Source organism: Ramlibacter pinisoli (assembly GCF_009758015.1).
Classification (GTDB): Bacteria; Pseudomonadota; Gammaproteobacteria; order Burkholderiales; family Burkholderiaceae_C; genus Ramlibacter; species Ramlibacter pinisoli.
The window spans coordinates 1,203,981-1,230,519 of record NZ_WSEL01000003.1 but is presented as its reverse complement, the minus strand read 5'-3'; the positions used below and the strand labels follow the sequence as shown (position 1 = coordinate 1,230,519).

Sequence of the window (26,539 nt, the reverse complement as noted above, 5' to 3'; positions counted from 1 at the left end):
GACCTTTGCTGGTTCGGAGAGGAAACCCAGTGTGAGCCTCTGCGCGGCAAATCCAAGAGCCATTACGAGCGCTGTGCGCTGTCACGCGCGGACACGGGAGCACGCAGCGCTGTCCCCGCCTCTGGTCATCTGCGCGCGCGCGAACAGCAGCCATGTTCCTGCGCCGTTGGGATGTGGCGTCCTGTGCTGCAACGCGCACAGGGGCCTCCTCATTTGTGAGGAGCACGCTCATCCGCTGCAACGCCGCATGGGCGAAGGCCGCGGGAGCTCAGCAGGACGGTCGAAACTGACGGGTAGCCGACTCGCGGTGCATGCACCGCGGGCGCGGGAATCAACGGCGGTGGGGATTACCCGGGGCGCGGTCGTAGCGGTTCGGCGTGCCGTCGCGATCGGCATCGCCCCAGGGACCGTGACGGTGGCCATGGCCCCAGTGCTGGCGGTTGTCCCAGCGGTCGTAGGCGTTGGGGACGCCGTCGCCGTCGCGATCGCCCCAGGGGCCGCGGCGGGCGTAGACCGGCTGGGCATACACCGGCTGGCCGTACATGGGCTGGGCGTACACGGGCTGCGGCTGCACGTAGACGGGGCGCGGCTGCACCACCACCGGCGGCGGCACGTACACCGGCTGCGGCTGCACGAGCACCGGCGCCGGCTGGACGTAGACGCCCGGACCGGGGATGCCGATGGACACCGACACGTCGGTGCGCGCGTGGGAGGCCGAGGCGGCAACCAGGGCGACCAGACCGATGGCGGTGGCCGCGACACGCTGGGTGAGGATGGAACGGTTCATGGTGGCTCCTGGTGTTGGCATGGAACGGATGGTGGGCGCGCGTCCATGAATGCTTCCTGAACGGATTGCAGATTTCCTGCGCTGCCTCGTTCAGGTGCCATTCATGCAGCCGCCGTTACCTTGCGTCCCACGCCCTCCGGGAGCGACGGCCTGCAGGTCGCCGTCTCGCCGGTGGGCGGCAGTACCATCGTTCCCATCGCCCTTCCACCCGACCGACGTGCGCACCTTCCATCGCCTGATCTGCACTGCCCTGCTGGCCGGAGCGCTGCTGCCTGCCTGGGCCCAGGTGTCCCGCGACCAGGCGGCCGCGCAGGTGCAGCAGCAGACCGGCGGCCGCGTCCTGTCGGTCGACCTGGCCGATGCCGGCGGCCGGCAGGTCTGGCGGGTCAAGGTGGTGACGCCGCGCGGCGATGTCCGGGTCGTGCTGGTCGACGCCGGCACCAGCCGCCGGCCCTGAGGCTGCCGTCATGCGCGTCTTGCTGATCGAGGACGAAGCACCCTTGCGACTGGGCCTGGCCCGGCAACTCGAGGCCGAGGGCTACCGGGTCGACCAGGCGGCCGACGGCGAGGAGGGCCTGTTCCTGGCCACCGAGTACCCGTTCGACCTGGCGATCATCGACCTCGGCCTGCCCAAGCTCAATGGGCTGGCCATCGTGCAGCGCCTGCGCGCCCGGGGCAGCGCCATGCCCATCCTGGTCCTCACCGCACGCGGCACCTGGCAGGACAAGGTGGCGGGCCTGGAGGCCGGCGCCGACGACTACCTGGTCAAGCCGTTCGAATACCCGGAGCTGGCGGCGCGGGTGAAGGCGCTGCTGCGCCGTTCGCTCAAGGCCGTGACCGGCCCGCTGGCGCTGGGGCCGATCAGCATCGACCTGGCGGCGCAGGCGGTGCGCCTGCGCGACCAGCCGCTGGAGCTGACGGCCTTCGAGTACCGGCTGCTGGAGTTCCTGGTGCGCGAACGCGGGCGCGTGGTGCCCAAGCAGGAACTGGCCGACTACCTCTACCCGCACGGCGAGGACCGGGACAGCAACGTGGTCGACGTGCTGCTCGGCCGGCTGCGCCGCAAGCTCGATCCGGACGGCACGCTGGCGCCGATCGAGACGGTGCGCGGGCGCGGCTACCGCTTCACCCTCGGATGACGGCCGGGTATTCGATCCGCGCCCGCCTGCTCCTGGGCGCCGCGCTGGTCCTGGTCGCCTTCATCGCGGGGGCCGGCCTGGCCGTGCAGCGCGCCCATGCCGACAGTGTGCGGGCGGCGCATTTCAGCCGGCTGCAGGGCACCGTGTACCTGCTGCTGGCCCGGGCGGAACTGGACGAGCAGGGCGCGCTGGTGATGCCGCCCACGCTGGCCGAACCGCGCCTGGCGCTGCCGCAATCGGGCCTGTACGCCAGCATCGACAACGTGGCCCGCAAGGAGCAGTGGCGCTCGGCCTCCAGCCTGGGCGTCGACCCGCCGTTCCAGCGCGAGGGCGTGCAGCCGGGGCAATGGCGCATCGGGGCCGTGCAGGCCGGCGGCAAGGCCTACCACGCCGTCAGCTACGGCGTGAACTGGGCCGCCGACGACCGCGAGTCGCCGCTGGTGCTGTCGGTGGTGGAGGACAGCGCGTCCTTCGACCGCGAGGTCGCCGTGTTCGCGCGCACGATGTGGATCTGGCTCGGGGGGGCGGCGGCGCTGCTGCTGCTGGCGCAGCTGCTGCTGCTCGGATGGGGGCTCGCGCCGCTGCGCCGCGTGGCCGTGGAGGTGCGCCGCATCGAGCACGGCGAGCAGGCCCGCATCGAGGGACGCTACCCGGACGAGATCGTCGCCCTGACCGACAACCTGAACACGCTGATCCAGCAGGAACGCGTGCGCCAGGGCCGCTACAAGGAGGCGCTGAGTTTCCTGGCCCACAGCCTCAAGACGCCGCTGGCCGTGCTGCGCAATGCGCTCGCCGAACCCGCCGGCCTGCCGGCCGCGGTGCAGCAGCAGGTCCAGCGCATGGACGACATCGTGCAGCACCAGCTGGGCCGCGCGGCTGCCGGCGGCGCCACCCGGTTCGCGCCGCCGGTGCTGGTGGCCCCGGTGCTGGAACGCATCGCCGGCGCCCTGCGCAAGGTCTACGCGGAGCGGGGGCTCGCCCTCACGGTCGATTGCCCGCCCGACCTGGGCTGGCGCATCGACGAGGGCGACCTGTTCGAGGTGGCCGGCAACGTGATGGACAACGCCGCCAAGTGGGCGCGGACGCGCGTGGCCGCCACGGCAGCGCTGGCGGATGGCCGGCTGCGGCTGGTGGTCGACGACGACGGCCCCGGGTTCAGCGACACGCAATCCATCCTGCAGCTGCACGTGCGGCTGGACGAACGCGTGCCCGGCCACGGCGTGGGCCTGGCGGTGGTCAACGACCTGGTGGCCAGCCACCGCGGCGAGTTGGCGCTGGGCCGCGCCGGCTTGGGCGGCGCCCGGGTGGAGATCACGCTGCCGCCGCCCTGAGGCCGGCCGGGGCGGCTAGCATGGCGGCCTGCAAGAGAGATAGAACCATGGCCCAAGTCACCATCTTCCACAACCCGGCCTGCGGGACCAGCCGCAACACCCTGGCCCTGATCCGGCACGCCGGCATCGAGCCGACGGTCGTCGAGTACCTGAAGACGCCGCCGTCGCGCGAGGAGCTGCGCCAGCTGCTCGCCGAGATGGGCATTCCCGTGCGGGACCTGCTGCGCGAGAAGGGCACGCCGTACGCCGAGCTCGGCCTGGCCGACCCGAAGTGGACCGATGAGCAACTGCTCGAGGTCATCGGCCAGCATCCCATCCTGATGAACCGCCCGGTGGTGCGCACGCCGCTGGGCACCCGGCTGTGCCGCCCGTCCGAGGCGGTGCTGGAACTGCTGCCCGTCGGCCCGCTCGCGCCCTTCACCAAGGAGGACGGGGAAGTGGTCCGCGACCCGGGCCAGCGGCGCGGCTAGACCCCACGCGATCAGCCGCGCGGCCCGCACCATCGCATCTGCTCCGGCCGCGACCGACCCCGACCCAGCATGCCCCTCGCGCCGCGCTACGCGCTGTTCCTGCAACCCCACTACGACGACGTGGCCCTGTCCTGCGGCGGCACGGCCGCGGCCTGGTCGGCCGCCGGCTGCGCGCCCTCCATCGTGACGGTGTTCGCCAGCGAGGTGGTCCACGCGATGGTCGGCGAGCTGGCGGCCCACAAGCACGCGCGCTGGAAGCTGGACGATCCCGACGCGGTGCATGCGAAGCGGCGCGAGGAGGATGCCCGCGCCGCGGCGGTGCTGGGTTGCGGCATCCGCTGGCTGGGGCTGCCCGATGCGATCTACCGCGGCGACCGCTACCCCGACGACGGCGCGCTCTACGGTCCCCTGCATCCGGAAGAGGTCGCATTGGCGACCCACCTGGCCGACGAACTGCTGGAGCTGCCGGAATGGCGGGCCGGCGCCCAGGTGTTCGTGCCGCTGGGCGTGGGCGACCACGTCGACCACCAGCTCGCCTTCGAGGCCGGCCGGCAACTGGCGGCGCGCGGGGTCGAGGTGTGGGCCTACGAGGATCTGCCGTACGGCATCCACACGCCGGCCGCCCTCGACCGCCGGCTGGCGCAGCTCGTGGAGGTGGTGGGGCCGGCGGAAACGGTCACCGTCACCGACACCCTGGAGCGCAAGTTGGCGGCCATCGGCGCCTACGGCTCGCAGGTGCCGGTGATCTTCCGCTTCACCGACGACTACCGGGGCGCCATCTCGGGCCATGCGCGCTCGCTCGGGTCGGGCGGCGCCGCGGCCGAGCGTTTCTGGCGCGTGCGGGGCCAGCCCGGGACCGGGGTCCCGCCGCCGGCTGCCGCTTAGTCCGGCGCGGCGGGCGCGAGCAGCTGGTCGAACTGCCCGCCCAGCTGTTCGGAGGTCAGGCCCGCGTAGAGGTAGGCGTCGGCGCCGGCGCTCAGGCCCACCTCGGTGTGCAGGTCGTCGACGTAGAACGCCGACATGAGGACCACCGGGACGCCGGGGGACTGCGCCTTCAGCTGGCGGCAGACCTCGACGCCGTTGATGTCCGGCAGGTTGACGTCCAGGAGTACCGCATTGCAGGAGTCGGCAAACAGCAGGGCCTCGCTGCCGTCGCTTGCCTCGCGGGTCTTGTAGCCATGCACCTGGAGCAGCCGGACGGACGCGTAGCGGCTGGCGGCGATGTCGTCGACCACGAGGATGGTGTAGTTGCTGCGGTCGAAGGACGGACCGGGCGACTCCCTGGCGTCGTGCGCCATGTGCTGCAGCACGCTCTGGGCGCCGGTGCCCGAGCGCTGGCCTGGCTTGTCTTTCTCCTCGGTCATGATGCTTCGTCTTCCCTGCGGATCGTCCCGCTGTGTCGGCCTGCCGACGAGCGGGGGCCGCATGGCAGCCCCGTTGCTGCCTTCGCGGATTGTCGCACCGAGCGCTCGGCACCACGGTGGTGCGCGACGATGCCGGGCCCAAGGCCTGCACGGCCCAGCAGGATCGATTCGTCAGCCGGGCTCCTCAACGCCAGCCGGCCTGCTCCAGTGCGCGGTTCACCGATGCGGCCAGCAGTTCGTGGCCGCGCGGCGTGGGATGGAAGCCATCGGCGAAGGCCCAGGTGTGCCACCAGCCCGGCGCGAGGTCGGGCTGCGGCGGCGCGGCGTCGAGGGCCGCGTCCGTGCAGGCCTGCGGGAACTCGCCGACCGGCGGGCAGGCCGGGTCCGTCACGTTGGTCAGGCCGAACGCGGCCGGGTTGGCCTCCTGGGCCGTGAAGTCGTCGAAATAGGGCACCAGCGCCACCCGGGTGTCGTCGGCCGCGAGCCGGGACAGCTCGGTGTTGAAGCCGGTGATCCATTGCCGTAGTGCGGCGGTGAAGGCATCGGCCACGGCCGGGCCCTCCGCAGCCGCCAGCTCCGTCGCGTTGGTGCGCAGCCGCGGGGTGAGCGAGATGTCGGGCACGTTGAGCACGGCGACGTGGGCGGCGCCCTTGTCCAGCGTGTTGGCCTTGATGGTCTCCCAGTAGGTCTGCGCCAGGCGCCGCATGTACAGGCCGGCGGCGACCGAGCCACCGTCGGGCTGCGCCAGCGCGGCGTCGATCGCCGAGGCGCTGAGCTGCTGCGACAGCAAGGCCACGAACACGGCCTGGTCGTCGAGCCCGCCGTCGCGCGCATTGAGGTAGGCGTCGGCGAGGTCCGCAGCGTCGTTCGCGCCGGCGTCCACCACGATGAGGTCGCCGGCAGCCCAGGCGCCGCCGTTGGCGCCGACGGCCGTCTCGAGCTGGTTCTGGAGCGAAAGCGGCAGGGCGGTGCCGCCGCGCGTGACGGGGTTGATCACCCGCGAAGCGGCCACGGCGAAGTCGGTGCAGCCGGGGTGGGTCGTGAGGTCGATGACGTTGGTGGTGGAGAAGTAGTTGCACAGGGCGCCGACGCCGAGGCCGGTCGCGACGAGATCGGTGTAGATCGGATAGCCCGCCGCGAGGTTGGCCGCGTTCTGCACCGTGGCCTTCACGCCCAGCGTGCCCACATCCGCCAGGCTGTCGCCGGCGACGACCAGGCGCGTGATCACCGGTGCCGGCGTGGCGGCGGGAGTCGTCGGGGTGGCCGTGCCCGTCGGCGCCGTGCCGCTCGCCGGCGTCGCGCCGCCGCTGGCGCTGGGCGGGGCACTGCTGGCGACGCCGCCGCCGACCCCACCGCCGCCACCGCACGCCGTGGCCAGCACCAGGGCGGCGACGGCGGCGAGGGTCCGCCAGGCGCGGTGGGCGGACGACGTGGTCATGGCGACACCATCTGAGGATGGGATGGTCAGGCGCCGTCCGGCGACTTGGGGTCGCGCAGCGACCGGGTGCCGTTGCCGCCGCCGTGGCCGGCATCGCCACGGTCCAGGAGCAGGGTGACGAGCACGGCGCAGTCGGTGCGCGCCCGCAACGAGTGCTTCTCGCCGCCCGGCAGCAGCAGCAGGTTGCCGGGACGCAGCTGGCGCACGCCGCCCCCCGTCACCACTTCGACTTCGCCTTCCAGGCAGTGGACCGTGCATTCGTCGTCGACGCGGTGCTCGGGCTGGTCCTGGTGGGCGCGCAGGACCATGTGCAGCAGTTGCAGGCGACCGGTCTTGATCAGGCTGGTGCTCACGGCATTGCCGAGGGCCGCGCCCAGGGGGGCGACGTTGACGATGTCCAGCGGTTGGGCGTGGGGCAGGGCCATGGTGGGGTCCGGTCGGGGTGGAGGGGGACGCTGGCTCGTCGGCCGTTCGCGTCCACGTCCGCAGGCTAGGCCGGACCGCGCGCCCGCGCTGTAGTCCGCGGCTGATCGCGTGCCGTCGCGATGGCCTGAAAGGTCGCGCCGGAGGGCTGCCCGGCGGTCGATGCAGGCGTGCCGCGCCCCGGGCGACAATTGCCTGATGAGCACGTTCACCGAGGTTGCCGTCACCGCGTTCCAGCTCGTGGCCAGTGCCGAGCCGCAGCTGCTGGCCATCGTCGGCCGCTCGCTCGCCGTCAGCGGAACCGCGACCGTCATCGGCTGCGCCATCGGCTGCGTGGCCGGGGCCTGGCTGGGCGTGGCGCGCTTCCCGGGCCGGGGCGCCGCGCTGGCCGTGCTGCACACGCTGCTGGCGGTGCCCTCGGTGGTCGTCGGCCTGCTGGTCTATCTGCTGCTCTCGCGGTCGGGGCCGCTGGGGTCGCTGGGCTGGCTGTTCTCGTTCAAGGCCATGGTGCTGGCCCAGGCCCTCCTGGTGCTGCCGGTGGCGGCGGCGCTCACGCGCCAGCTGGTCGACGACGCCGAGCAGGCGCACGGCGAGCAGCTGGCCTCGCTCGGCGCCGGCCGCTGGCTGCGCGGCCTGCTGCTGGTGTGGGACGAGCGCTACGCGATGCTCACGGTCGGCATCGCCTGCTTCGGCCGCGCCATTGCCGAGGTCGGGGCGGTGATGATCGTGGGCGGCAACATCGACGGCTTCACGCGCGTGATGACGACCGCCATCGCGCTGGAAACCAGCAAGGGCGACCTGCCGCTGGCGGTGGCCCTGGGCGTGGTGCTGTTGGGAATCGTGCTCGTGTTGAACGCGGTGCTCGCGCTGCTGCGCCGCTGGCGCCTCACCCAGACCGAGGCCGCCGGCGCGATGGGGGGAGCCGTGGCATGAGCACGCTGCTCCAGCTCACGCAGGCCGACGTCGCGATCGGAGGCCGCCCGGTGCTGCACGGCGTCCAGCTGCAGCTGGCCCGCGGCGACCGGCTGGCCCTGATCGGCGCCAACGGCAGCGGCAAGAGCACCCTGTTGCGGACGCTGCACGGACTGCTGCCGCCGGTGCGCGGCACCTTCACCCGCGACGCCGCAGCGCGCCAGGCCATGGTGTTCCAGCGCCCCTTCCTGCTGCGCACCTCGGTGCAGCGCAACCTGGTGCTGGGCCTGTGGCTGGCCGGGCTGCCGTGGCACGAGGCGGTGCAGCGCGCACCGGCGGCGTTGGCCCGGGTGGGGCTGCAGGAGCTGGCCGGCCGCAACGCCCGCCACCTGTCCGCCGGCCAGCAGCAGCGCGTCGCGCTGGCCCGGGCCTGGTGCCTGCAGCCGGAGGTGCTGTTCCTGGACGAGCCGACCGCCAACCTCGATCCGCCCAGCAAGCGCGAGGTCGAGGCGCTCATGGCCGAGTTCGCGGAGGGCGGCACGACACTGGTCTTCGCCAGCCACAACCTGGGGCAGGTCAAGCGGCTGGCCACCCGCGTGGCCTACCTGGAGCGTGGTCGGGTGCTGGCCGACCTGCCCGTGGCCGAGTTCTTCGACCGCGACCGGCTGGCCGAGGTGTCGCCGGAGGCCGACCTGTTCCTGCGCCTGGAGCACTGAGCGGCCGATGTGATGGGAAATCGTCACAGGCAACCGCAACGAGAGGTGTCGGCGAGCCGCCTCGCGTAGACAACCGACGCATCAGTTACGAATTCCAACGGGGCCATACCGCCCGGTCGCGACCATCCGCCCTCGATCACAACCGAGAGGGATTGGATGAGCAAATCGATGTTCGGCCTGCGGGCCCTGGCCTCGTGCACCGTGGCGGCCGCGCTGGCTGCCTGTGGTGGAGGCGGCGGTGGCGGCACCAGCACGGCCGGATCGGGCGCCCTGAGCGTGGCCCTGACGGATGCCCCCGGCTGCGGCTACGACCATGTGTACGTGACGGTCGACCGGGTGCGCGTGCACCAGGACGGCAGCGCCGCCGACAGCGACGCCGGCTGGCGTGAGATCGTGCTGGCGGCCCCCAGGCGCCTGGACCTGCTGGACCTCACCAACGGCGTGTTCGAGGAACTCGGCCAGACGCAGCTGCCGGCCGGCCGCTACAACCAGGTCCGGCTGGTGCTGCTGGACAACGGTAGCGCGGCGCCGCAGGCCAATGCGGTGCAGCCGACCGGCGGCGCCCTGGTGCCGCTGGCCACGCCGAGCGCGCAGCAGAGCGGCCTGAAGCTGAAGGCGACCTTCGACGTCTCGACCAACCAGACCACCGACCTGGTGCTGGACTTCGACGCCTGCCGCTCGGTCGTGCGCGCCGGCAATTCGGGCAACTACAACCTCAAGCCGGTGCTCACCGTGACGCCGCGTGTGGCCACCGGCATCCTGGGCTACGTCTCGACCACGCTGACGATCGCCGGCACCACGGTGACGGCGCAGCAGGACGGCACCGTGGTCCGCTCCACCGTGCCGGACGCGACCGGCCGGTTCGTGCTCGGCTCGCTGCCGGCCGGCAACTATGACGTGGTGATCGGCTCCGAGGGCCGCAGCACCACGGTGGTGAGCAGCGTGCCGGTGACGGCCACAACCACCGTCGTCAACGGCACCGCGACGGCGATCCTGCCGCCCACCTCGGCCATGCGCCAGGTCACGGGCACGGTCTCGGTGCCGGCCGGAACGGCCACGGCGCTGGTGACCGACGCCACCGTGCGCGCCAGCCAGGCCCTGGCCGGCGGCCCCACGGTCGAGGTCGCGCGGGTGCCGGTCGACGCCACGGCGGCCACCTACGTCCTGCGCGTGCCTGCGGCCGCGCCGGTGAAGGCGCCGTACGCCGCGACCGGCACGCTGGCCTTCGCAGCCGATACCGCGGCGGCGGGCAAGTACCGCGTGCAGGCGGCGGCACCCGGCCGCACGGCGGTGGACCAGGCCGCCGACGTCACGACGACCGACGGGGTGGTGGACCTGACGTTCGCGCCCTGAGGAATGAGGGACGCCGCAGCTGCGGCGTCCCCCGCGACAGGCACGGCAGCACGGCTGCCGTGCTTTTTTTTCGCCCGCCCATCGCGGGGCGGGGTACGGGTGTCCGGATGCCCGTGTATCCGTTTGCGCTTGCGCTCCCACATTCCGGATGCGTGCTTCCGCGCTCCTGCACCGCCGGCGTTTCGCGCTAGGCTCGTGCACATGAACGCCTACATCACCGCCGCGGTGCGCACCGCCGCCGGCCGTCGCAACGGCCGCCTCTCGGGCTGGCACCCGGCCGACCTCGCTGCCGAAGTGCTGGATGCCCTCGTCGAGCGCACCGGCATCGATCCGGCCGCCGTCGACGACGTGCTGCTCGGCTGCGTCAGCCAGGCCGGCGAGCAGTCGACCAACGTGGCCCGCAACGCCGTGCTGGCCTCCCGGCTGCTGCCCGAGTCCGTGCCCGGCACCTCGATCGACCGCCAGTGCGGCTCGTCGCAACAGGCGCTGCAGTTCGCGGCGCAGGCCGTGATGGCCGGCACGCAGGACGTGGTGATCGCGGCCGGCGTCGAGAGCATGTCCCGGGTGCCGATGTTCACGCCCAGCGAGCTGCCGCGCCGCAACGGCATGGGCTTCTACATGAGCCCGCGCATCCAGGCCCGCTATCCCGGCGTGGAGTTCAGCCAGTTCGTGGGCGCCGAGATGATCGCGCGCCGGTACGGGCTGTCGAAGGACCAGCTCGACGCCTATGCGCTCGAGAGCCACCGCCGCGCCCGCGCCGCCACCGAGGCCGGCCTGTTCGCGCCCGAGATCCTGCCGGTTGCCGCCTGGAAGGCCGGCGAGGAAGCAGGCGCGGCCCTGCACACGGTGGATGAGGGCATCCGCTTCGACGCCACGCTGGAGGGCATCGCCGGCGTGAAGCTGCTGCAGGAGGGCGGCCGCCTCAGCGCCGCCACCGCCAGCCAGATCGCCGACGGCGCGGCCGGCGTGATGGTGGTCAGCGAGAAGGCGCTGCAGACCTTCGGCCTGAAGCCGCTGGCGCGCATCCACCACCTCTCGGTGCTGGGGCACGATCCGGTGGTGATGCTGGAGGCCCCGATTCCGGCCACCCAGGCCGCGCTGAAGAAGGCCGGCCTGCGCATCGAGGACATCGACGCCTTCGAGGTCAACGAGGCCTTCGCGTCCGTCCCCCTGGCCTGGCTGCAGGCCACCGGCGCCGACCCGGCCCGCCTGAACGTGCACGGCGGCGCCATCGCCCTGGGCCATCCGCTGGGCGCCTCGGGCGCCAAGCTGATGACGACGTTGTTGAACGTCTTGAACCGGAGGAAAGGTCGCTACGGCCTGCAGACGATGTGTGAGGGAGGAGGGATGGCGAACGTCACTATCGTGGAAGCTCTTCACTAGATTGAAGATCGCGCCCTTTGGGACGATCAAGCCCAAGCAGGGAGCCCCCTCTCCCCATCCCTCTCCCCCGAGGGGGAGAGGGGGCAGATCAGCGGATTTCCAGAGCCAGGGCGGTGGCTGATCTGCTGTGAGGGACGCGCTGTCGATCGGGGGCGAAAAAAATGCCGTGCCTCCTTCAGGAGCACGGCATTTCTCTTGATCGAACGACGAGTCGCGCCGTCCGCGCGGAATAGCATGCAGCGCGGACACTTCTTGACCTCGGATCCGGCTTTGCCGGTCCGAGGTCAACTAATTAGAGAACCACTCTGAAATCGCGCAGCGATTTCAGAGTGAATGTCATGGCTGCCACCAGTTCCCCGAGGCCACGATCATCGGCAGGATCTGCAGTTCGGCGTCGTAGTAGTTCAGCGAGAAGTTGTTCGCGTTGTACGACCACAGCGCGTTCAGGTAGGCCTGGTGGGCGGGGTCGACCATGGCGCCGCACAGCTGCGGGCCGATCATGCCCTTGGGGGTCCAGTTCGGGTACGGGCGCTGCAGCGGGTTGCCGCTCAGTTCGTAGCCGATGGCGGTGCGGGCCGGGTCGCCGCCGGTGTCGGCCTTGAAGAAGTTCATCAGCTTGTTGCACACCGCCTTCCAGCGTGCGTCGCCCGAGACCACGTAGTCGGTGCCCCAGCGCCACGGGTTGCGTTGCGCGTTGGCGAAGTAGTCCATCTCGGTGGCCGTGAAGTCGCCCATGTTGCCCGGCGAGGGGATGGGCGTGCTGGTGTTGGTCTGCACGATGAAGTCGGGCATCAGGCCGGCACTGGGCGAATACACCGTCTGCATGCGGTTGATCAGCCAGTAGCAGCGGTCGATGACCGTGGTGCTCCAGTACGTGTCGCCGGTGGCCTTCGCGAACGCGCGGAAGTGGCTGATCATGTAGTCGGAGGTGCGGCTCACGTCGGCCGTCGCCAGGCCCTTGGTGGTGCCGTCCGGCTTCATGTTGAACGACTTCATCGCGTTGATGGTGTTGATGCCCTCCTGCTTGTAGTTCCAGGCGCCGGTGGAGCCCCACTGGCGGTCGGCCATCAGCAGCGCCATCGCGATGTCCAGGTCGCCGTCCATGGCGTTCCAGCCGCCGCCGGCCGCGTTGCTCGACGCGCCGTTGGCTTCCAGGCGCCAGTCCATCAGCCAGCTGCCGACGCCGGGGATGCTGTAGGCCGGGCGGGCCCGCACGGTCTTGAGCAGGGCGTCGAAGGTGGAGCGGGCATTGGCGTCGTGGCCGGCCATCAGCACCACCACCAGCATCGCGTAGCCCATCGCCTCGGACACCGTGAGGTAGTTGCTGGCGAAGCGCAGCGCCTTGCCGCCCGAGACGGTGGGCACGTCGACGATGCCGTTGGCCTTCCAGCGGTCGTAGCAGCTCTTGATCGCCGCATCCATGGACGCGTTGGAGGCGTTGGTCGGCAGGATGCCGGCCACGTAGGGCACGAGGCGCGAACCGAACGGGTAGTTCGGGCCGCCGGCCGGGGCGGGCGAGGGCGCCGGCGTCGGGGCGGGCGTGGGAGCGGGCGTCGGGGCCGGGGTGGGCGCGGGGGTCGGCGCCGGAGAGGGGGCCGTCCCCGGTGCCGGTGCAGGGGCGGGCGTGGGGGCCGGCGTCGGCGCCGGCGTGACCTTGATCCGCTTCGCCTCGGCTTCGGCATCGACCGCCGTGGAGGCCACGGCCGTGTCGGCGCCGCCACCACCGCCACCGCAGGCGCTGAGCGCCGTCACGGCGGAGAGGGAACCGGTCTGGAGAAAGATGCGTCGCTTCATGTTCAACAACAACATGGGTTAGGGACCTCGTCATCGCGGTTGCGCGCCTCGGCCCGGTGAAGGGGGAGCTGCGGCGGCGCATCGGCTACCTCAGCAGGTGGCCGAATGTAGTAGGAGGTGTCCGACATACCGCTAGGGCGAAGGCCTACGCGCGTAACCAAGTCCCGCGTTTGTCTCAAGGTGCACGTCGCCCCTTGTAAGAGCCGTGCACGCGAATGGCAGAGCTAGTTCACGAATGGCTGGGCTACGCCGACGCGCGATCGTGAAGCCGGTCACGGAATGCACGTCGGTATGGGAATGGATCCCATGTGGACCGGCCCCGCTAGCTGGGCAGTTATTACGTTTGGACGCGAACTCCAACGGCCTGCATGCGCCATCGCCGCGCAACCGCGCCCGAAGCGGTGGGCTCCTACAAGTCAGGCCTGGCCTGGCGCGTTGACTAGAGGCCTACGTCAGGTGGCCCGCAAGGGCCTGTGTTCCGTCCGTCCATCAAGGAGAGATTTCGCATGAACAAGACCCTCATCACCCTCAGTGCCGCCCTCAGCCTGGGCCTCGCCGGCGCCGCGTTCGCGCAGTCGACCGGCAGCAGCGCTGGCTCGACCGGCAGCAGCGCCGCGACCAGCCCTGGCCCGTCGAGCGCGACGACCATGCCGCCGTCGAGCGGCTCCCCCGCTGCCGACGCCAAGGCCGACGCCAAGGCCATGAAGAAGCAGGCCGACGGCGACTACAAGGCCGCCAAGGCCAAGTGCAAGCCCCTCAAGGGCGACGAGCAGAAGGCCTGCACCAAGGACGCCAAGGCGGCCCACGAGAAGGCCGAGGCCGACGTCAAGCGTGCCGAGGCCGACGCCAAGGCCGCCAAGAAGACCTCCAAGTCTTCGTGACGCAGCGGCGCCCCTGTTCGGGTTGACCGGACAGGCGGAGCCAGCCCGGCCGTCCCGGCCGGGCGCCCTGCGGCGCGGCCCTCCGGCCGCGCTGGAGATCCAATCCATCTCTGACCAACGTTCGGGAGCGGCATGCGACAAGCAGCCGCGCCCCGGGCGCGTTCACGTCTCGTCGGCGCTGGCGCAACAAGGATGTCCGCGGGTGATCGTGGGAGGGAGGTCGGACCTGACAAGGACCAGACCGATGACTTCCGTGATCGACCGCACTGCCGCGCGGCCCGCCGCCACCACCTCAGCAGCAGAGACCGGCCTCTCGGGGCCGGGCCGCCGCCGCTTCCTGGCCACCAGCGCCGCGGCCACGGCCGCTGCCTTCGCCGCGCCGAAGGTCTCGGCCCAGCTGACCACCGGCAATCCCCTGCAGCAGGCGCCCGCCAACTGCACGACCGTTCCCGACACGCCGACGCCGGTGCGCCCGGACCCGCAGGACGCCTCGCGCGTCTTCAGCGCGGGAGAGAGCGTGCTGGCCTTCCGCAACCACGGCATGCAGGCCGAGTTCCTGCGCGAGGCGCTGACGCCCCTCGGCGCCCACTACCTGCTGATCCACTTCGATGTTCCGCAGCTCAGCGCGCAGGGCTATTCCGTCGCGCTGGACGGCAGGGTGCGCAACCCGACCCGGCTGAGCCTGGACGACCTGAAGCGCCGGACCCTGATCCAGCAGGTGGTCACGCTCGAGTGCGCCGGGACGGGCCGCTCGACGCTGCACCCGCGCGCCGTCTACGTGCCCTGGTTCAAGGAAGCCCTCGGCCAGTACCAGTGGACGGGAACGCCGCTGCGCCAGATCCTGGAGCAGGCCGGTGTGCTGGACGATGCGGTCGAAGTGCTGTTCACCGGCTGGGACTCCGGCGTCGACCTCGGTGTCGAGCACGCGTTCGAGCGCAGCCTGCCGATCAAGGAAGCCCTGCGCGACGAGGTGATGCTGGCCTGGGAGCACAACGGCGTGCCGCTGCTGCCGCAGCACGGCTTCCCGCTGCGGCTGGTGGTGCCCAGCTGGTACGGCATGGCCAGCGTCAAGTGGCTGCGCGCCATCACGGTGCTGAACCAGCCCTTCCGGGGCGTGCAGCAGTCCAAGGTCTACCGCTACCAGCAGGTCAAGGGGGAAGCCGGCGAACCGGTCACGTTCAAGCGCGTGCACTCGCTCATCACCCCACCCGGGGTGCCGGACCTGATCACCCGCCACCGTTTCCTCGCCCCCGGACCCGTCACCCTGCAGGGCGTGGCGTGGTCGGGCGCCGGCCGCATCACCCGCGTGGAGGTCAGCACCGACGACACGGCGACCTGGCGCGAGGCCCGGCTGGTTCCCGTGTCCGGGGATCGCTTCGCCTGGACGCAATGGCAGATCGACTGGAGCGCCAGTGCCGGCGAGCACATCCTGGCCTGCCGTGCGACCGATGAAGCCGGCGACGTGCAACTGGTCAATCCGGAGAACCGCTGGAACCGCCAGGGCATGGGCGTGAACGGCGTGCAGCGCGTGCACGTGCGCGTGCTGGAGGGCATCGGCTCCGCGCGCGGCCCGGTGCCGTCCGCCGCCCGCGTGGTGGTCCCGGGAGCAGATCCGGTCGAGGTGCCGCAGACGGTCAACGCTCTCGCTGGACGCGGGTCCTGAGCGCGAGGCGCGGCGCCGCGGACGATCCGGTCCGGGCGCCGCAACGCTGGAAGGGATCCGACCGCTCGCCGCCCCATCCGCAACGGCGGTTGTCCGCTGGGCCCCGGCCATGCACACTGCGAAGTCGCCTGACATCGCGGGAGAGTCCATGAGGCCCAAGCGTGCAAGCTGGCTGGTGCGGACGACCGTCACGCTTGCCGCCGTCGTGGCCGTGCTCGTTGCGGCAGGGTGGGCGGTATTGTCGCAGCCACAGTTCGGCGCGCCCCTGGAGGGTGCGCGGCTGGCGCGTGCCCAGGCCAATCCCCAGTACCGCGACGGCCGCTTCGTCAACCTGGAACCGGAGGCGCCCAGCACGACATCGCTGGTCGACTACGCCCTGCGCCAGTTCTCCGGCGAGGAGGTGCGGGAGCCGCCGGCGCCCGTGCCCGTGCTGCCGGTGGACAAGCAGGCGCTGCAGGCAGCCCCACCGGCCAGCGGCCTGCGCGCGTTCTGGATCGGCCATGCCAGCACCTACGTGGAGATCGACGGGCTGCGGATCCTGCTCGACCCGGTGTTCGCCGAGCGGGTCTCGCCGTTGCCCATCGGGCCGCGTCGTTTCCATCCACCCCCGATCGCGCTCGCCGACCTGCCGCCGATCGACGCCGTGCTCATCTCCCACGACCACTATGACCACCTGGACATGGACACGGTGCGCCACCTGGCGCAACGCGGCTCGCGGTTCTTCGTGCCGCTGGGCATCGGCGCCCACCTGGAGCGGTGGGGCGTTCCGTCCCGGCAGGTCGAAGAACTGGAATGGTGGCAGGAGCGTTCGCTGGGAAGCGTGCGCATCGTGTGCACACCGACGCGCCACTACTCCGGCCGCGGCCTGGGCAACCGCAGCACGACCCTCTGGTCGAGCTGGTCGGTGCTGGGGCCGCAGCACCGCTTCTTCTACAGCGGCGACACGGGCTACGGGAAGCTGTTCCAGGACATCGGCGCCCGCCTGGGCCCGTTCGACATGGCCTTCATCAAGATCGGCGCCTACGGCCCCGGCGCCGCGTGGACCGACATCCACATGACGCCCGAGCAGGCCGTGCAGGTCCACCGCGATGTCCGGGGCCGGCGCATGTTTCCCGTCCACTGGTCCACCTTCAACCTCGCCTTCCACGACTGGGATGAACCGATCCGGCGGGCGGTGTCGGCCGCCACCCGCCTGGGCGTCGAGCTGGTGACGCCGCGCGTGGGCGAGGTGGTGGATGCGGACGCGCCGTTCGAGTCGACGCGGTGGTGGCTGGCCGTGCGCTGACGTCGGGCGGCGGGAAGAAAAAAGGCCTGGGAGACCCAGGCCTTTGCACGGGCGTGCCGAAGCTCAGCGCTTGAGCTCGGACTTGTTGGAGATGATGCGGCCGACCAGGCCGTAGTCGATCGCTTCCTCGGCCGAGAGCCAGCGGTCGCGTTCGATGTCCTGCAGCACGCTGTCGAGCGGCTTGCCGGTCTCGCGCGAAATCGTCTGTGCGATGCGCTCGCGCGCCTTGATGATCTCGCGTGCATGGATCGCGATGTCGCTGGCCGGTCCGCCGGCGCCGCCGCTGGGCTGGTGGATCAGGAAGCGGGTGTTGGGCAGGCAGAAGCGGCGCTCGCGCGGCACGGCCAGGTACAGGTGCGTGGCGGCGCTGCCGACCCAGCCGGTGCCGATCATGTTCACCGGGGCCCCGATGAACCGGATGATGTCGTGGATGGCATCGCCCGATTCGAGGTGGCCGCCGGGCGAGCTCACCAGCATGTCGATGGGCCGGTCCGACTCGGCGTCCAGCGCGATGAGGCGGCGCGCGATGTCGGCCGCCGAGCGGTCGCTGACCTCGCCGAAGAGCAGCACGGTGCGCGACTTGAAGGCCTTTTCTTCCAGGAAGGCGTTGCGCGGCTCGGCCGTGGAGGGCGCGCCGGACGCGGGTTCGTCGTGTTCGTGGGGGGTTTCCATCTCGGTTCCTTGCTAATCCAGGCCGACATCATGCACTGGCCCGGGCGCGGCCCGCGGCGGTGCGGATGGAGCCCCCGTGCCGCCAGTGGCCGCTCAGGTCAGCAGGCTGGCGACCACGTTCATCGACAGCGCCAGCAGCGTGGTGTTGAAGAAGAACGACAGCACGCAGTGCAGCGTGCCCACCGGCCGCAGGCTGCGGCCCTGGAACGTGATGTCGGCCGTCTGCGCCGCGGCGCCGATCACGCAGGCGAAGTGGAAGAAGTCGCTGTAGCCCGGGTCCTGGGTGCCGGGGAACTGCAGCGGGTCGGGCCGGTCCCGGTGGCGCGCCAGATAGAAGTCGTGCGCATAGTGCAGTGCGAACAGCACCTGGGTGAAGAACCAGGAGGTGGCCACGGTGACGCCGGCCAGCACCAGGTGCCAGCCGCGACCCGCGTCCTCGTCGAGCGACTTCACCTGCGCCAGCTGGGTGCCGACTGCCAGCATCACGGCCGCCGCGGCCACCACCACCAGGAGCAGGATGGTCGTGCGCCCCTCGTCCTGGGCGACCGCGCGGGACTGGATGAGCTTCGCGTCGTCCACGCCCCGCATCTCGTGCCAGGCCAGGGCCAGGTACAGCAGCGCGCCGGCGTTCCAGCCGACCAGGCAGCGCGCCGAGGTGCCCAGCGTCGCCACCAGCGGACTGGCGGCGTAGACCAGCAGGCCGAACCCGAGCGCGGCGGCCAGCCGGGGCCGCACCCGCAGCGCCCGCCACAGCGGCACGTGCCGACCCAGCCCCAGGCGCTCGGCCGCGGTCGGCTTCGGCGGCGGGCTCTCCATGGAGGCGGGCCGCAAGGGCCCTCAGGCCGGTTCGCAGGCTTCGGGACGGAAGCCGCGGGCGCGGGCGAGCTGGCGGAACTCGCGCTCTCCCATCAGGTAGTCGGCGGCGCGCGTGTCGGGCGGGGCGAACTGCAGGCGCAAGCGGATCTGGGCCTCGTCGCCGGACAACGCACGCTCGACCCGGGCCACCAGCCACCGCTGGCCGCGCCGGTCGAGGTACGCCTGCCCGGCCTCGATGGCACGCGGGGAGCGGTCGGTCGTCGTACTCATGGCGGCCATCATTGCGCGGCGCGCGGCTCGGCCGTTTGGGAAAAGAATCCATTTCCTTGTAGGACGACCCCTGAAAGGACCCCTGGCTCAGTCACTGTTGTCCTACCCGCGATGGCGAACGATGGGGGCGGCTTTGTCAGGGATGGACCGCAGGCGTCGGTTTTTTCCTGCGCGACACTCCGCGTCAAAAGGACCATGGATGCAGTCGCGTGATGGAACCCCGCCCAGTGACGGGCGGTGGGACGGGCAGGAACGCCGCGCCAAGCCGAGGCGCTGGGGCCGCGGCGCGGCTGCTGCCTTCGATCGCATGCGCATGCTGGAGCGACAGAACCCGCAGGTCGACGATCCGGAACCGCCGCTGGAACTCCCGCGCGAACAGCACAAGGAGCGGGAGTGAGGCGGCGGTGCGTCAGCCCGCCGACCAGCGTTCGCGCAGTTCCCGCTTGAGCACCTTGCCGATGTCGCTGCGCGGCAGTTCGGCCAGGTAGCGCAGCCCGGCCAGGCGCTGCGTCTTGCCCACGCGCCCGTTCACCCAGGCCCGCAGGTCCTCGGGCTGCGGTGCTGCGTCGCCCGGCACCACCCAGGCCACCGGTGACTCGCCCCACTCGGGAGACGGCACGCCCACCACGGCCACGTCGGCCACCGCCGGATGCGTGCGCAGCACGGCCTCTAGGTCGCTCGGGTAGATGTTGAAGCCGCCGCTGATCACCATGTCCTTGCGCCGGTCCATCAGCACCAGGAAGCCGTCGGCGTCGAAGCGGCCCACATCGCCGGTGCGGATGTAGCGCCGGCCCTGCTCGTCATGCCACTCGGCCTCGGCGGTCTTGCCCGGCTGGTTGTGGTAGCGGCTCATCATGGCCGGCGAGCGGCCGACGACCTCGCCCAGTTCGCCGGGCGTCACCTCGCGCCCGTCCTCGTCGATGAGGCGGATGTCGTGGCCCTCCGAGGGCCGCCCGACGGTGTGCAGCTTGTGCGGGAAGTCGTGCGCGGCCAGGATGCAGGTGCCGCCGCCTTCGGTCATGCCGTAGTACTCCATCAGGCCACCCGGCCAGCGGCGCAGGATGTCGGCCTTGAGCGCCGCCGCGAACGGCGCGCTGGTGCAGAACTTCATGCTGAACGCCGACAGGTCGTGGCGGTCGAAGTCCGGCCAGGCCATCAGGCGCTGGTACTGCACCGGCACCAGCATGGTGTGGGTGGCGCGCTCGCGCTCGGCGATCGCGAGGTAGGCGCCGGGGTCGAAGCGGCCCTCGGTCAGCACCACCGTGCCCCCGCGCGAGAGCGCCGGGAAGAAGCACACCAGCGTGGTGTTGGAGCACAGCGAGGTGGCCAGCAGCGCCACCGACCGCCCGTCGTAGCGGCCGGCCTCGGCCCGGGCCACGTGGGCCCAGCGCATGCCATGGGGCTGGACGATGCCCTTGGGCGTGCCGGTGGTGCCCGACGAATAGATGATGTTGAACGGCCAGTCCGGCTGCACCGCCACGCGCTGCGACCGGGCGCCGGCGGGCGCCAGCCACCCATCGAGCGGCGGGAAGCCGGGGCTGTTGTCCATCGCGATGCGCGGCACCGCCGTCGCCAGGGCGGGCACCGTGTGGTCGGCGAACAGCAGCCGGGCACCGCTGTCGGCCACCATGCCGGCGAGCTGGTCGGCGGTGGCGCCGGTGGGCAGCGGCGCCACCGCGGCCCCGGCGCGCAGGACGCCCAGGAACAGCGCGGCGTAGGCGATGCTGTTGGCGCCGCTGAGCGCGACGGCCTCGGTCGGCTGCACGCCGTCGCGCTGCAAGGCCGCGGCGATGCGGTCGGCCAGCGCGTCGAGCTCGCCCCAGGCCAGGCGCTGCGTGCCCTGCACCAGGGCCGGGTGGCCAGGGTGGGCGACGGCGTGCTCGCGCACCAGGTCGTCGATGGGCCGGAAGGGCGGCAGGGTGACGGGGGGCGTGGAACCGGAGGAGGTCATGGACGTCGTGCGGGCGCGGCCGGCGGGATGGCCGCGCGGCATTGTGCGCCACGGGTCACGGCCGGCCTGCCGCGCAGGCGACGCGATCGGCGCTGTCGTGGCCGGCCCGACCCAGGCCCGTCATAGCCTGCCCGACTCAGGCCCGTCATGGCCCGCCCGACCCAGTGTCCGTCATGCCGGCCCGACCCATTCCCCGTCATGGCGGTCTTCACCCAGGTCCCGTCATGGCGGGCTTGACCCGCCATCCATCTCCGGGACTTCTCATCACCCGACCAGCAATTCCGGCCGCATGCCGGATCAAGTCCGGCATGACGGCGGCAATGTGGGGCCCGACCGTCTCAGAGGCCGTCGAGCATGCACTGGGTGACGAGCACCACGCCGTTGTCGGTGCGGGCGAAGCGCTGCGCGTCCAGCTGCGGGTCCTCGCCGATCACCATGCCGTCGGGCAGCTCGCAGCCGCGGTCGAGCACCACCTTGGTCAGGCGGCAGCCGCGGCCGATGCTGCAGCCCGGCAGGATGACCGATTCGCGGATGCTGCAATCGGAGTGCACGCGCACGCTGGAGAACAGCACGGCGTGGGTGAGGTCGGAGCCCGACACGATGCAGCCGCCCGAGACCATGACGTTGGCAATCTCGCCGTGCCGGCCGTTCTCGCCCGGCACGAACTTGGCGGGCGGCAGCTGCTCCTGGTGCGTCCACACCGGCCAGTCGCGGTCGTAGATGTTGAGCTCCGGCATGTTCGAGGCAAGGTCCAGGTTGGCGGCCCAGAACGCATCGACCGTGCCCACGTCGCGCCAGTACGGGTCGGCACGCGTGCTCGCCGGCACGCTCGACAGGCCGAGCGGGTGGGCGACGGCCAGGCCCTCGCGCACCAGCCGCGGGATCACGTCCTTGCCGAAGTCGCGGTGCGAGGCCGGGTCGGCGAAGTCCTCCTCCAGCAGCCGGTACAGGTACTCGGCGTCGAAGACGTAGATGCCCATGCTGCCCAGCGCGCGGTCGGGCTTGCCGGGCATGGCCGGCGGGTCGGCGGGCTTCTCGAGGAAGCCGGTGATCTTGCGCTTGTCGTCGATGGCCATCACGCCCAGCGCGGTGGCTTCCATGCGCGGCACCTCGATGCAGCCGACGGTGCACTTGGCGCCCGACTCCACGTGGTCCAGCAGCATCAGCGAGTAGTCCATCTTGTAGATGTGGTCGCCGGCCAGCACCAGCAGGTACTCGGGCCCGTAGGAACGCAGGATGTCGATGTTCTGGTAGATCGCGTCGGCGGTGCCGCGGTACCAGTCGGCCTCGTTGATGCGCTGCTGTGCCGGCAGCAGGTCGAGGAACTCGTTGGCGTCGCCGCGCAGGAAGTTCCAGCCGCGCTGCAGGTGCCGCAGCAGCGAGTGCGACTTGTACTGCGTCAGCACGCCGATGCGGCGGATGCCGGAGTTGATGCAGTTGGACAGCGCGAAGTCGATGATGCGGAACTTGCCGCCGAAGTACACCGCCGGCTTGGCCCGGCGGTCGGTCAGTTCCTGCAGCCGCGAGCCGCGCCCGCCGGCCAGCACCAGCGCGACGGTGCGCTTGGGCAACTGCCTCGCCAGGCTCATCCGCTCCGCGGAATGCGTTTCCGCGGCGGCCGGCTTCAACCCGTTCAGCTGGTCGAGGAGGGCACGGTTCTCACGGGCCATGGTGGAGTCGCCTCATGTCTTGCTCAGGCTGAATCTCCCGCAAGTCGGGTGGCGGCGTTGTAGGACACGGTCGTGAACGCGGACATCCGTAGAAAGAAGGGACACGCTCCCCCTCACCCCGCCCCGCGCGTCCCCCCGTGGCGCCGATCGGCCCGCGGCAGGTCGGCGGCTTCGGCCCACAGCGCCTCGGCCTCGCTCTGCATGCGCGCCAGCATGTCGTCGAGCACGGCCACCTCGTCGCGCGACAGGCCGGCCAGGATGCGGCGGGTGATGCCTTCGACCACCGGCAGCACGCGCGCGTGCAGTTCCCGGCCCTTGTCGCTCAGCGTCAGCAGCGAGTAGCGCCGGTCGCCCGGGCGGGTGGTGCGTTCCACCAGGCCCTTGTCGAGCAGGGTCGTGACGGCCTTGGAGGTCGCCGACTTGTCCAGGTCGGCGCGGCCGGCGAGGTCGGACGACGAGATCGGGCCGCTGTCGTGCAGCAGCGCCAGCATCACCCATTCGCGCCGGGTGATGCCGAACTGGCCCTCGCAGTAGCGCAGCACCATGCCTCCGCCGACCGCTCGCAGGCGGTTGATGCGGTACAGCAGCATGTCGTCGTAGCGGCGCGGGGCGTCGAGGCGGGAGGTCACGATGGGTGGGGGGCGGCTCGGGATTTCCCGGAGGATAGTTTCTTTCAACCACGATGGCGGCCCGCCCAACAATGCGCCGATGGACGATGCCCCGCTGCTGGATGAAGCCGCCGCCCGCCGCGAACTGGCGGCCTGCTACCGACTGTTCGACCACCTCGGCTGGACCGAGGCGATCTTCAACCACCTGACCCTGCGCGTGCCCTCGCCCCAGGGGCAGCCGCACTACCTGATCAATCCGTTCGGGCTGCACTACAGCGAGGTGACCGCGGACAACCTGGTGAAGATCGACGCCGAGGGCAACGACATCGACGGCACCGGCCGCCAGGTGAACCGGGCCGGCTTCGTGATCCACGGTGCCATCCATGCCGCCCGGCCCGACGCCCACTGCGTGATGCACGTCCACACCACGGCGGGCTGCGCCGTGGCGTGCAAGGAGGACGGGCTGCGGCACGACAACTTCTATTCCGCCATGCTGTACGGCGACGTCGGCTACCACGACTACGAGGGCGTGACGACCGGGCTGGCCGAGCGGCCGCGACTGGTGCGCTCGCTCGGCGAGCGCCAGCACCTGATCCTGCGCAACCACGGCCTGCTGGCGGTGGGCGGCACGGTCGCCCAGTGCTTCCAGCGCCTGTGGACCTTGCAGCGTGCCTGCGAGATCCAGCTGGCCAGCGACGCCGGCGCCGGCCCCAACCGGCAGATCCCGGTCGACGTGCTCGAACGCGTGCCGGCCACCCGGCTGGCGATGAGCGACGGCCACAAGGGCGCCAGCATCTCGCAGCAGATGTTCGAGGCCTTGCTGCGCCGGTACGGCATCGAGCGTTGAACCGCGTCATCCCCACCTTCCAGGGAGCTTTCCGAATGACCCACCCGACCCACCCGGGCTTCGATGTCGTGCGCCTCGGCGGCAACATCGGCGCCGAGATCCGCGGCCTGGACCTGCGCAAGCCCATGCCGCGGGCGCAGTTCGAAGCGCTGCACGCGGCCTTCTGCCGGCACGAGGTGCTGGTGTTCCGCGACCAGGACATCTCGCTGGAGGAGCAGATGGCGTTCGGCCAGCTGTTCGGCGAGCTGTCGATCCACCCGTTCAGCCCCAACCTGGACGACAAGCGCGAGGTGATCGTGCTGGACTACTCGGCCGACAACCCGCCGGCGCTGACCGACCAGTGGCATGCCGACGAGACCTTCCGCGCCGCACCGCCGTCGATCACCATCCTGCGCGCCAAGGTGATCCCCGAGTACGGCGGCGACACGCTGTTCGCCAGCATGACGGCTGCCTACACCGGCCTGTCGGAGCGGATGAAGCAGTACATCCACGGGCTGGAAGCCATCCACGACTTCAAGCCCTGGCGGCCCCTGTTCACCAGCTCGGAGGCGCACCAGAAGAAGTTGCGCGAACTGGAGCAGCAGTTCCCCAACCCGTCGCACCCGCTGGTGCGCCTGCATCCGGTGACCGGTCGCCGGGTGCTCAACTGCAATGCGCAGTTCACCGTGAAGATCAAGGGGCTCAAGGACGACGAGAGCCAGATGATCCTGAACTACCTGTACGCGCGGGCCGCCATCCCGGAGTTCCAGCTGCGCGTGAAGTGGCAGCCGAACACGGTGGTGATGTGGGACAACCGCTCGACCCAGCACTACGCGCCGCACGACTACTACCCGCAGCGGCGCACCATGAACCGGGTCACCGTCTGCGGCGAGCCGGTGGTGGGCGTCACCGGTCCCTACACGCCGGAGGAGGGCGTCGCGCCCCTGCCTGATGGCCACCACGTCAAGCCGGTCGTCGCGGGCAAGCGGCCGATCCGCGAGTTCGAGCGCAACCTGTCGAAGGAGGGCGCATGAGCGGCGCGGGCGCGCTGTCGCGCCGCAGCGTGCTGGGCGCGGGCGCGGCCCTGGGCGCCGGCCTGGCGCTGCCCGCCTGGGCGCAGGGCAGCTACCCCGACCGGCCGATCAAGCTGGTGGTGCCGTTCCCGCCCGGCGCGTTGACCGACACGCTGGGCCGGCTGGTGGCCGACCGGCTGCGGCCGGCGCTGAACCAGCCGCTGGTGGTGGAGAACCGCCCGGGCGCCGGCACGCTGCTGGGCGCCAGCGTGGTGGCCAAGTCGCCGCCGGACGGCTACAGCCTGATGGTCGCCACCAGCACCACGCTGGCCATCTCGCCGGCGATGTACGCGGCGCCGCCGGCAGTGCCGTCCGACTTCACCGGCGTGGCCATGATCGGCAGCGTCAGCCTGTTCCTGGTCACGCGCGCCGACCTGAAGGTGGCCTCGGTCGCCGAGCTGGTGGCCGAGATGCGGCGCAACGGCCAGATGAACTTCGGCTCACCGGGCATCGGCACCATGCACCACCTGCTGGTCGAGATGATCAAGGCGCAGGAAAAGGTGAACGCCACCCACGTGCCGTACCAGGGCAGCATGGCCGCGGTGTCCGACCTGCTCACCGGCCGCATCGACTTCATGTTCCTGGATGCCGTGGCGGCGCTGCCGCAGCTGCAGGCCGGCAAGCTCAACGCCATCGGCCTGGCGGCCGGCCGGCGGCTGGCGGCCCTGCCGCAGGTGCCCACCATTGCCGAGACCTTCCCCGCCATCGACCTGCAGGCCTGGCAGACCGTGGCCGCACCCCGCGGCACGCCGACGGCCATCGTCCAGCGGCTCAACACCGAGATCAACAAGGCGCTCGACAGCCCGGAGGGACGAGCGGCCCTGCTGAAGGTCGGCGTCGACGCCAACCCCCTGGGCGTTCAGGCCCTCAACGATCTGATCGCGCGCGACGAGAAACGGCTGGGCGACCTGGTGCGGGCGGCGGGGCTGAAGGCGTCGTAGGCCGTCGAACGCGGACGCGGGAGCGGACAGCCGAACGCGGGATCGGAGTCGGAAGCGGACAGCCGAACGCAGAGGATGCGAAAGACGCAGAAGGCGCGGAAGAGACACGAGTAGGTTTTCCCCGGTTGGGGAGGCCCCGCTGGCGACCCAAACGCCGGTTCCTCCGGGTGTCTTCCGCCCGAACCAGGTTTCTTCTGCATCTGCCGCGCAACTTCTGCGCCTTCTGCGTTCGGCTGTCCGCTTGCGCGCCCGCTCCGGCTCCCCGTTCCGCCATCCGGCAAAATCGCGGCCATGCAGATCACCAAAGACACCGTCGTCACCATGCAGGTGAAGGTGGCCGACGGCCTGGGCCGCCTGGTCGAGAACAGCCGCGAGCCGGTGGCCTACCTCCACGGGGGCTACGGCAACACACTGTCCAAGATCGAGGAGGCGCTCGAGGGGCGCGAGCCGGGCTATGCCGTCACGCTCGACCTCAAGGCCGCCGACGCGTTCGGCGAGCGCGACGAGCGGCTCGTCAGCACCATCCCCAAGAGCGAGTTCCCGCCCGGCATCAAGGTCGGCGGCCAGCTGGAGGGGCGCACCCCGGAGGGCGAGCCCATTCCCTTCACGGTGGTGAAGGTCAAGGGCGACACCGTCCACCTGGACGGCAACCACCCGCTGGCCGGCAAGGACCTGCGCTTCACGCTGAAGGTGACCGGCGTGCGCGCCGCTGCGCCGGAGGAGATCGCGCACGGCCACGCGCACGGGGCCCACGGCGCCCACCACTGAGCGGG

The 26,539-nt window shown here is 71.3% G+C and carries 28 protein-coding genes; 17 read left to right on the top strand and 11 right to left on the bottom strand.

Annotated features, from left to right (window positions below):
- Window positions 1-331 precede the first annotated feature (331 nt).
- Window positions 332-787 carry a hypothetical protein gene (locus GON04_RS07105; protein WP_157397230.1) on the bottom strand — a complete coding sequence of 152 codons (456 nt, stop codon included), beginning with the start codon at window positions 785-787 and terminating at the stop codon, window positions 332-334.
- Between the two features lie 217 nt (window positions 788-1,004).
- On the opposite strand from GON04_RS07105, the gene GON04_RS26740 reads away from it, so the two are divergent.
- The 5 genes from GON04_RS26740 (at window position 1,005) to GON04_RS07080 (ending at window position 4,612) form a co-directional block, all read left to right on the top strand.
- Window positions 1,005-1,244, top strand: coding sequence for a PepSY domain-containing protein (locus tag GON04_RS26740; RefSeq protein WP_181653929.1), 240 nt, complete (start codon window positions 1,005-1,007; stop codon window positions 1,242-1,244).
- Window positions 1,245-1,254: 10 nt separating this feature from the next.
- Window positions 1,255-1,926 carry a response regulator transcription factor gene (locus GON04_RS07095; RefSeq protein WP_157397228.1) on the top strand — a complete coding sequence of 224 codons (672 nt, stop codon included), beginning with the start codon at window positions 1,255-1,257 and terminating at the stop codon, window positions 1,924-1,926.
- A complete protein-coding gene (locus tag GON04_RS07090; RefSeq protein ID WP_157397227.1) occupies window positions 1,923-3,257 on the top strand; it encodes an ATP-binding protein in 1,335 nt (444 codons plus the stop codon). Before GON04_RS07095 ends, GON04_RS07090 begins: the two co-directional genes overlap by 4 nt.
- A 47-nt stretch (window positions 3,258-3,304) precedes the next feature.
- Window positions 3,305-3,727 carry an arsenate reductase (glutaredoxin) gene (arsC, locus tag GON04_RS07085; RefSeq protein ID WP_157397226.1) on the top strand — a complete coding sequence of 141 codons (423 nt, stop codon included), beginning with the start codon at window positions 3,305-3,307 and terminating at the stop codon, window positions 3,725-3,727.
- Window positions 3,728-3,796: 69 nt separating this feature from the next.
- Window positions 3,797-4,612 carry a PIG-L deacetylase family protein gene (locus tag GON04_RS07080; RefSeq protein WP_157397225.1) on the top strand — a complete coding sequence of 272 codons (816 nt, stop codon included), beginning with the start codon at window positions 3,797-3,799 and terminating at the stop codon, window positions 4,610-4,612.
- Here GON04_RS07080 and GON04_RS07075 read toward each other — a convergent pair.
- The 3 genes from GON04_RS07075 to GON04_RS07065 form a co-directional block, all read right to left on the bottom strand.
- Window positions 4,609-5,091: a response regulator transcription factor gene (locus GON04_RS07075; RefSeq protein WP_157397224.1), complete on the bottom strand. Its 483-nt coding sequence runs from the start codon at window positions 5,089-5,091 to the stop codon at window positions 4,609-4,611. The genes GON04_RS07080 and GON04_RS07075 overlap by 4 nt on opposite strands.
- A 184-nt stretch (window positions 5,092-5,275) precedes the next feature.
- A complete protein-coding gene (locus tag GON04_RS07070) occupies window positions 5,276-6,529 on the bottom strand; it encodes an SGNH/GDSL hydrolase family protein (RefSeq protein ID WP_157397223.1) in 1,254 nt (417 codons plus the stop codon).
- A 26-nt stretch (window positions 6,530-6,555) separates the two neighbouring features.
- On the bottom strand, window positions 6,556-6,954 hold the full coding sequence (locus GON04_RS07065; RefSeq protein WP_157397222.1) for a cupin domain-containing protein: 399 nt from the start codon (window positions 6,952-6,954) through the stop codon (window positions 6,556-6,558).
- A 196-nt stretch (window positions 6,955-7,150) separates the two neighbouring features.
- Here GON04_RS07065 and GON04_RS07060 point away from each other — a divergent pair, with 196 nt between their 5' ends.
- The 4 genes from GON04_RS07060 to GON04_RS07045 all read left to right on the top strand — a co-directional run bounded on the left by GON04_RS07060 (window position 7,151) and on the right by GON04_RS07045 (window position 11,316).
- Window positions 7,151-7,885: an ABC transporter permease gene (locus GON04_RS07060; RefSeq protein WP_157397221.1), complete on the top strand. Its 735-nt coding sequence runs from the start codon at window positions 7,151-7,153 to the stop codon at window positions 7,883-7,885.
- The gene (locus GON04_RS07055; RefSeq protein ID WP_157397220.1) at window positions 7,882-8,580 is read left to right on the top strand and encodes an ATP-binding cassette domain-containing protein; all 699 of its coding nucleotides are present in this window, start codon (window positions 7,882-7,884) and stop codon (window positions 8,578-8,580) included. The genes GON04_RS07060 and GON04_RS07055 overlap by 4 nt, the downstream gene beginning before the upstream one ends.
- 156 nt (window positions 8,581-8,736) lie before the next feature.
- On the top strand, window positions 8,737-9,933 hold the full coding sequence (locus tag GON04_RS07050; protein WP_232532950.1) for a DUF4382 domain-containing protein: 1,197 nt from the start codon (window positions 8,737-8,739) through the stop codon (window positions 9,931-9,933).
- Between the two features lie 201 nt (window positions 9,934-10,134).
- Window positions 10,135-11,316 (top strand): acetyl-CoA C-acetyltransferase, encoded by a 1,182-nt coding sequence (locus tag GON04_RS07045; RefSeq protein ID WP_157397219.1) that lies wholly within the window; start codon window positions 10,135-10,137, stop codon window positions 11,314-11,316.
- 336 nt (window positions 11,317-11,652) lie between these two features.
- Here GON04_RS07045 and GON04_RS07040 read toward each other — a convergent pair whose 3' ends face one another.
- Window positions 11,653-13,110 carry a glycosyl hydrolase family 8 gene (locus tag GON04_RS07040; RefSeq protein ID WP_157397218.1) on the bottom strand — a complete coding sequence of 486 codons (1,458 nt, stop codon included), beginning with the start codon at window positions 13,108-13,110 and terminating at the stop codon, window positions 11,653-11,655.
- A 506-nt stretch (window positions 13,111-13,616) separates the two neighbouring features.
- On the opposite strand from GON04_RS07040, the gene GON04_RS07035 reads away from it, so the two are divergent.
- The 3 genes from GON04_RS07035 (at window position 13,617) to GON04_RS07025 (ending at window position 16,939) form a co-directional block, all read left to right on the top strand.
- Window positions 13,617-13,991, top strand: coding sequence for a hypothetical protein (locus tag GON04_RS07035; protein ID WP_157397217.1), 375 nt, complete (start codon window positions 13,617-13,619; stop codon window positions 13,989-13,991).
- Between the two features lie 244 nt (window positions 13,992-14,235).
- The gene (locus GON04_RS07030) at window positions 14,236-15,654 is read left to right on the top strand and encodes a sulfite oxidase (protein WP_157397216.1); all 1,419 of its coding nucleotides are present in this window, start codon (window positions 14,236-14,238) and stop codon (window positions 15,652-15,654) included.
- Between the two features lie 148 nt (window positions 15,655-15,802).
- Window positions 15,803-16,939: an MBL fold metallo-hydrolase gene (locus GON04_RS07025; protein ID WP_157397215.1), complete on the top strand. Its 1,137-nt coding sequence runs from the start codon at window positions 15,803-15,805 to the stop codon at window positions 16,937-16,939.
- Between the two features lie 63 nt (window positions 16,940-17,002).
- On the opposite strand, the gene GON04_RS07020 is transcribed toward GON04_RS07025, so the two are convergent.
- The 3 genes from GON04_RS07020 to GON04_RS07010 all read right to left on the bottom strand — a co-directional run bounded on the left by GON04_RS07020 (window position 17,003) and on the right by GON04_RS07010 (window position 18,697).
- Window positions 17,003-17,611 (bottom strand): ATP-dependent Clp protease proteolytic subunit, encoded by a 609-nt coding sequence (locus GON04_RS07020; RefSeq protein ID WP_157397214.1) that lies wholly within the window; start codon window positions 17,609-17,611, stop codon window positions 17,003-17,005.
- 93 nt (window positions 17,612-17,704) lie between these two features.
- Window positions 17,705-18,442: a DUF1345 domain-containing protein gene (locus GON04_RS07015; protein WP_232532949.1), complete on the bottom strand. Its 738-nt coding sequence runs from the start codon at window positions 18,440-18,442 to the stop codon at window positions 17,705-17,707.
- Between the two features lie 6 nt (window positions 18,443-18,448).
- Window positions 18,449-18,697 carry a hypothetical protein gene (locus GON04_RS07010; protein ID WP_157397212.1) on the bottom strand — a complete coding sequence of 83 codons (249 nt, stop codon included), beginning with the start codon at window positions 18,695-18,697 and terminating at the stop codon, window positions 18,449-18,451.
- Between the two features lie 199 nt (window positions 18,698-18,896).
- Between GON04_RS07010 and GON04_RS07005 the strand changes: the two genes are divergently transcribed.
- Complete coding sequence (locus GON04_RS07005; protein WP_157397211.1) at window positions 18,897-19,094, top strand: hypothetical protein; 198 nt, start codon at window positions 18,897-18,899, stop codon at window positions 19,092-19,094.
- 12 nt (window positions 19,095-19,106) lie between these two features.
- On the opposite strand, the gene GON04_RS07000 is transcribed toward GON04_RS07005, so the two are convergent.
- From GON04_RS07000 to GON04_RS06990, 3 genes are all read right to left on the bottom strand, one after another.
- Window positions 19,107-20,648 carry a class I adenylate-forming enzyme family protein gene (locus tag GON04_RS07000; protein WP_157397210.1) on the bottom strand — a complete coding sequence of 514 codons (1,542 nt, stop codon included), beginning with the start codon at window positions 20,646-20,648 and terminating at the stop codon, window positions 19,107-19,109.
- Between the two features lie 338 nt (window positions 20,649-20,986).
- Complete coding sequence (glgC, locus tag GON04_RS06995; RefSeq protein ID WP_157398392.1) at window positions 20,987-22,237, bottom strand: glucose-1-phosphate adenylyltransferase; 1,251 nt, start codon at window positions 22,235-22,237, stop codon at window positions 20,987-20,989.
- 194 nt (window positions 22,238-22,431) lie between these two features.
- Entirely contained in the window at window positions 22,432-22,947 is a 516-nt protein-coding gene (locus GON04_RS06990; protein ID WP_338050908.1) for a MarR family winged helix-turn-helix transcriptional regulator, read from the bottom strand.
- 79 nt (window positions 22,948-23,026) lie between these two features.
- Between GON04_RS06990 and GON04_RS06985 the strand changes: the two genes are divergently transcribed.
- The 4 genes from GON04_RS06985 (at window position 23,027) to GON04_RS06970 (ending at window position 26,534) form a co-directional block, all read left to right on the top strand.
- A complete protein-coding gene (locus GON04_RS06985) occupies window positions 23,027-23,773 on the top strand; it encodes a class II aldolase/adducin family protein (RefSeq protein ID WP_157397209.1) in 747 nt (248 codons plus the stop codon).
- A gap of 35 nt (window positions 23,774-23,808) precedes the next feature.
- A complete protein-coding gene (locus GON04_RS06980; protein ID WP_157397208.1) occupies window positions 23,809-24,786 on the top strand; it encodes a TauD/TfdA dioxygenase family protein in 978 nt (325 codons plus the stop codon).
- Entirely contained in the window at window positions 24,783-25,766 is a 984-nt protein-coding gene (locus tag GON04_RS06975; protein WP_157397207.1) for a Bug family tripartite tricarboxylate transporter substrate binding protein, read from the top strand. Before GON04_RS06980 ends, GON04_RS06975 begins: the two co-directional genes overlap by 4 nt.
- Window positions 25,767-26,057: 291 nt before the next feature.
- On the top strand, window positions 26,058-26,534 hold the full coding sequence (locus tag GON04_RS06970) for an FKBP-type peptidyl-prolyl cis-trans isomerase (RefSeq protein ID WP_157397206.1): 477 nt from the start codon (window positions 26,058-26,060) through the stop codon (window positions 26,532-26,534).
- Window positions 26,535-26,539 lie beyond the last annotated feature (5 nt).

Excerpts from the sequence above, each read along its gene's own strand:
- GON04_RS07025 (WP_157397215.1), top strand. The coding sequence starts at position 15,803 with ATGAGGCCCAAGCGTGCAAGCTGGCTGGTGCGGACGACCGTCACGCTT.
- glgC (WP_157398392.1), bottom strand. The coding sequence starts at position 22,237 with ATGAGCCTGGCGAGGCAGTTGCCCAAGCGCACCGTCGCGCTGGTGCTG.
- GON04_RS07060 (WP_157397221.1), top strand. The coding sequence starts at position 7,151 with ATGAGCACGTTCACCGAGGTTGCCGTCACCGCGTTCCAGCTCGTGGCC.
- GON04_RS07005 (WP_157397211.1), top strand. The coding sequence starts at position 18,897 with ATGCAGTCGCGTGATGGAACCCCGCCCAGTGACGGGCGGTGGGACGGG.
- GON04_RS07075 (WP_157397224.1), bottom strand. The coding sequence starts at position 5,091 with ATGACCGAGGAGAAAGACAAGCCAGGCCAGCGCTCGGGCACCGGCGCC.
- GON04_RS07050 (WP_232532950.1), top strand. The coding sequence starts at position 8,737 with ATGAGCAAATCGATGTTCGGCCTGCGGGCCCTGGCCTCGTGCACCGTG.
- GON04_RS07080 (WP_157397225.1), top strand. The coding sequence starts at position 3,797 with ATGCCCCTCGCGCCGCGCTACGCGCTGTTCCTGCAACCCCACTACGAC.
- GON04_RS07095 (WP_157397228.1), top strand. The coding sequence starts at position 1,255 with ATGCGCGTCTTGCTGATCGAGGACGAAGCACCCTTGCGACTGGGCCTG.
- arsC (WP_157397226.1), top strand. The coding sequence starts at position 3,305 with ATGGCCCAAGTCACCATCTTCCACAACCCGGCCTGCGGGACCAGCCGC.
- GON04_RS07090 (WP_157397227.1), top strand. The coding sequence starts at position 1,923 with ATGACGGCCGGGTATTCGATCCGCGCCCGCCTGCTCCTGGGCGCCGCG.
- GON04_RS07000 (WP_157397210.1), bottom strand. The coding sequence starts at position 20,648 with ATGACCTCCTCCGGTTCCACGCCCCCCGTCACCCTGCCGCCCTTCCGG.
- GON04_RS06985 (WP_157397209.1), top strand. The coding sequence starts at position 23,027 with ATGGACGATGCCCCGCTGCTGGATGAAGCCGCCGCCCGCCGCGAACTG.
- GON04_RS06975 (WP_157397207.1), top strand. The coding sequence starts at position 24,783 with ATGAGCGGCGCGGGCGCGCTGTCGCGCCGCAGCGTGCTGGGCGCGGGC.
- GON04_RS07035 (WP_157397217.1), top strand. The coding sequence starts at position 13,617 with ATGAACAAGACCCTCATCACCCTCAGTGCCGCCCTCAGCCTGGGCCTC.
- GON04_RS07070 (WP_157397223.1), bottom strand. The coding sequence starts at position 6,529 with ATGACCACGTCGTCCGCCCACCGCGCCTGGCGGACCCTCGCCGCCGTC.
- GON04_RS06970 (WP_157397206.1), top strand. The coding sequence starts at position 26,058 with ATGCAGATCACCAAAGACACCGTCGTCACCATGCAGGTGAAGGTGGCC.
- GON04_RS07040 (WP_157397218.1), bottom strand. The coding sequence starts at position 13,110 with ATGAAGCGACGCATCTTTCTCCAGACCGGTTCCCTCTCCGCCGTGACG.
- GON04_RS06980 (WP_157397208.1), top strand. The coding sequence starts at position 23,809 with ATGACCCACCCGACCCACCCGGGCTTCGATGTCGTGCGCCTCGGCGGC.
- GON04_RS07055 (WP_157397220.1), top strand. The coding sequence starts at position 7,882 with ATGAGCACGCTGCTCCAGCTCACGCAGGCCGACGTCGCGATCGGAGGC.
- GON04_RS07045 (WP_157397219.1), top strand. The coding sequence starts at position 10,135 with ATGAACGCCTACATCACCGCCGCGGTGCGCACCGCCGCCGGCCGTCGC.
- GON04_RS07010 (WP_157397212.1), bottom strand. The coding sequence starts at position 18,697 with ATGAGTACGACGACCGACCGCTCCCCGCGTGCCATCGAGGCCGGGCAG.
- GON04_RS07065 (WP_157397222.1), bottom strand. The coding sequence starts at position 6,954 with ATGGCCCTGCCCCACGCCCAACCGCTGGACATCGTCAACGTCGCCCCC.
- GON04_RS07105 (WP_157397230.1), bottom strand. The coding sequence starts at position 787 with ATGAACCGTTCCATCCTCACCCAGCGTGTCGCGGCCACCGCCATCGGT.
- GON04_RS07020 (WP_157397214.1), bottom strand. The coding sequence starts at position 17,611 with ATGGAAACCCCCCACGAACACGACGAACCCGCGTCCGGCGCGCCCTCC.
- GON04_RS07030 (WP_157397216.1), top strand. The coding sequence starts at position 14,236 with ATGACTTCCGTGATCGACCGCACTGCCGCGCGGCCCGCCGCCACCACC.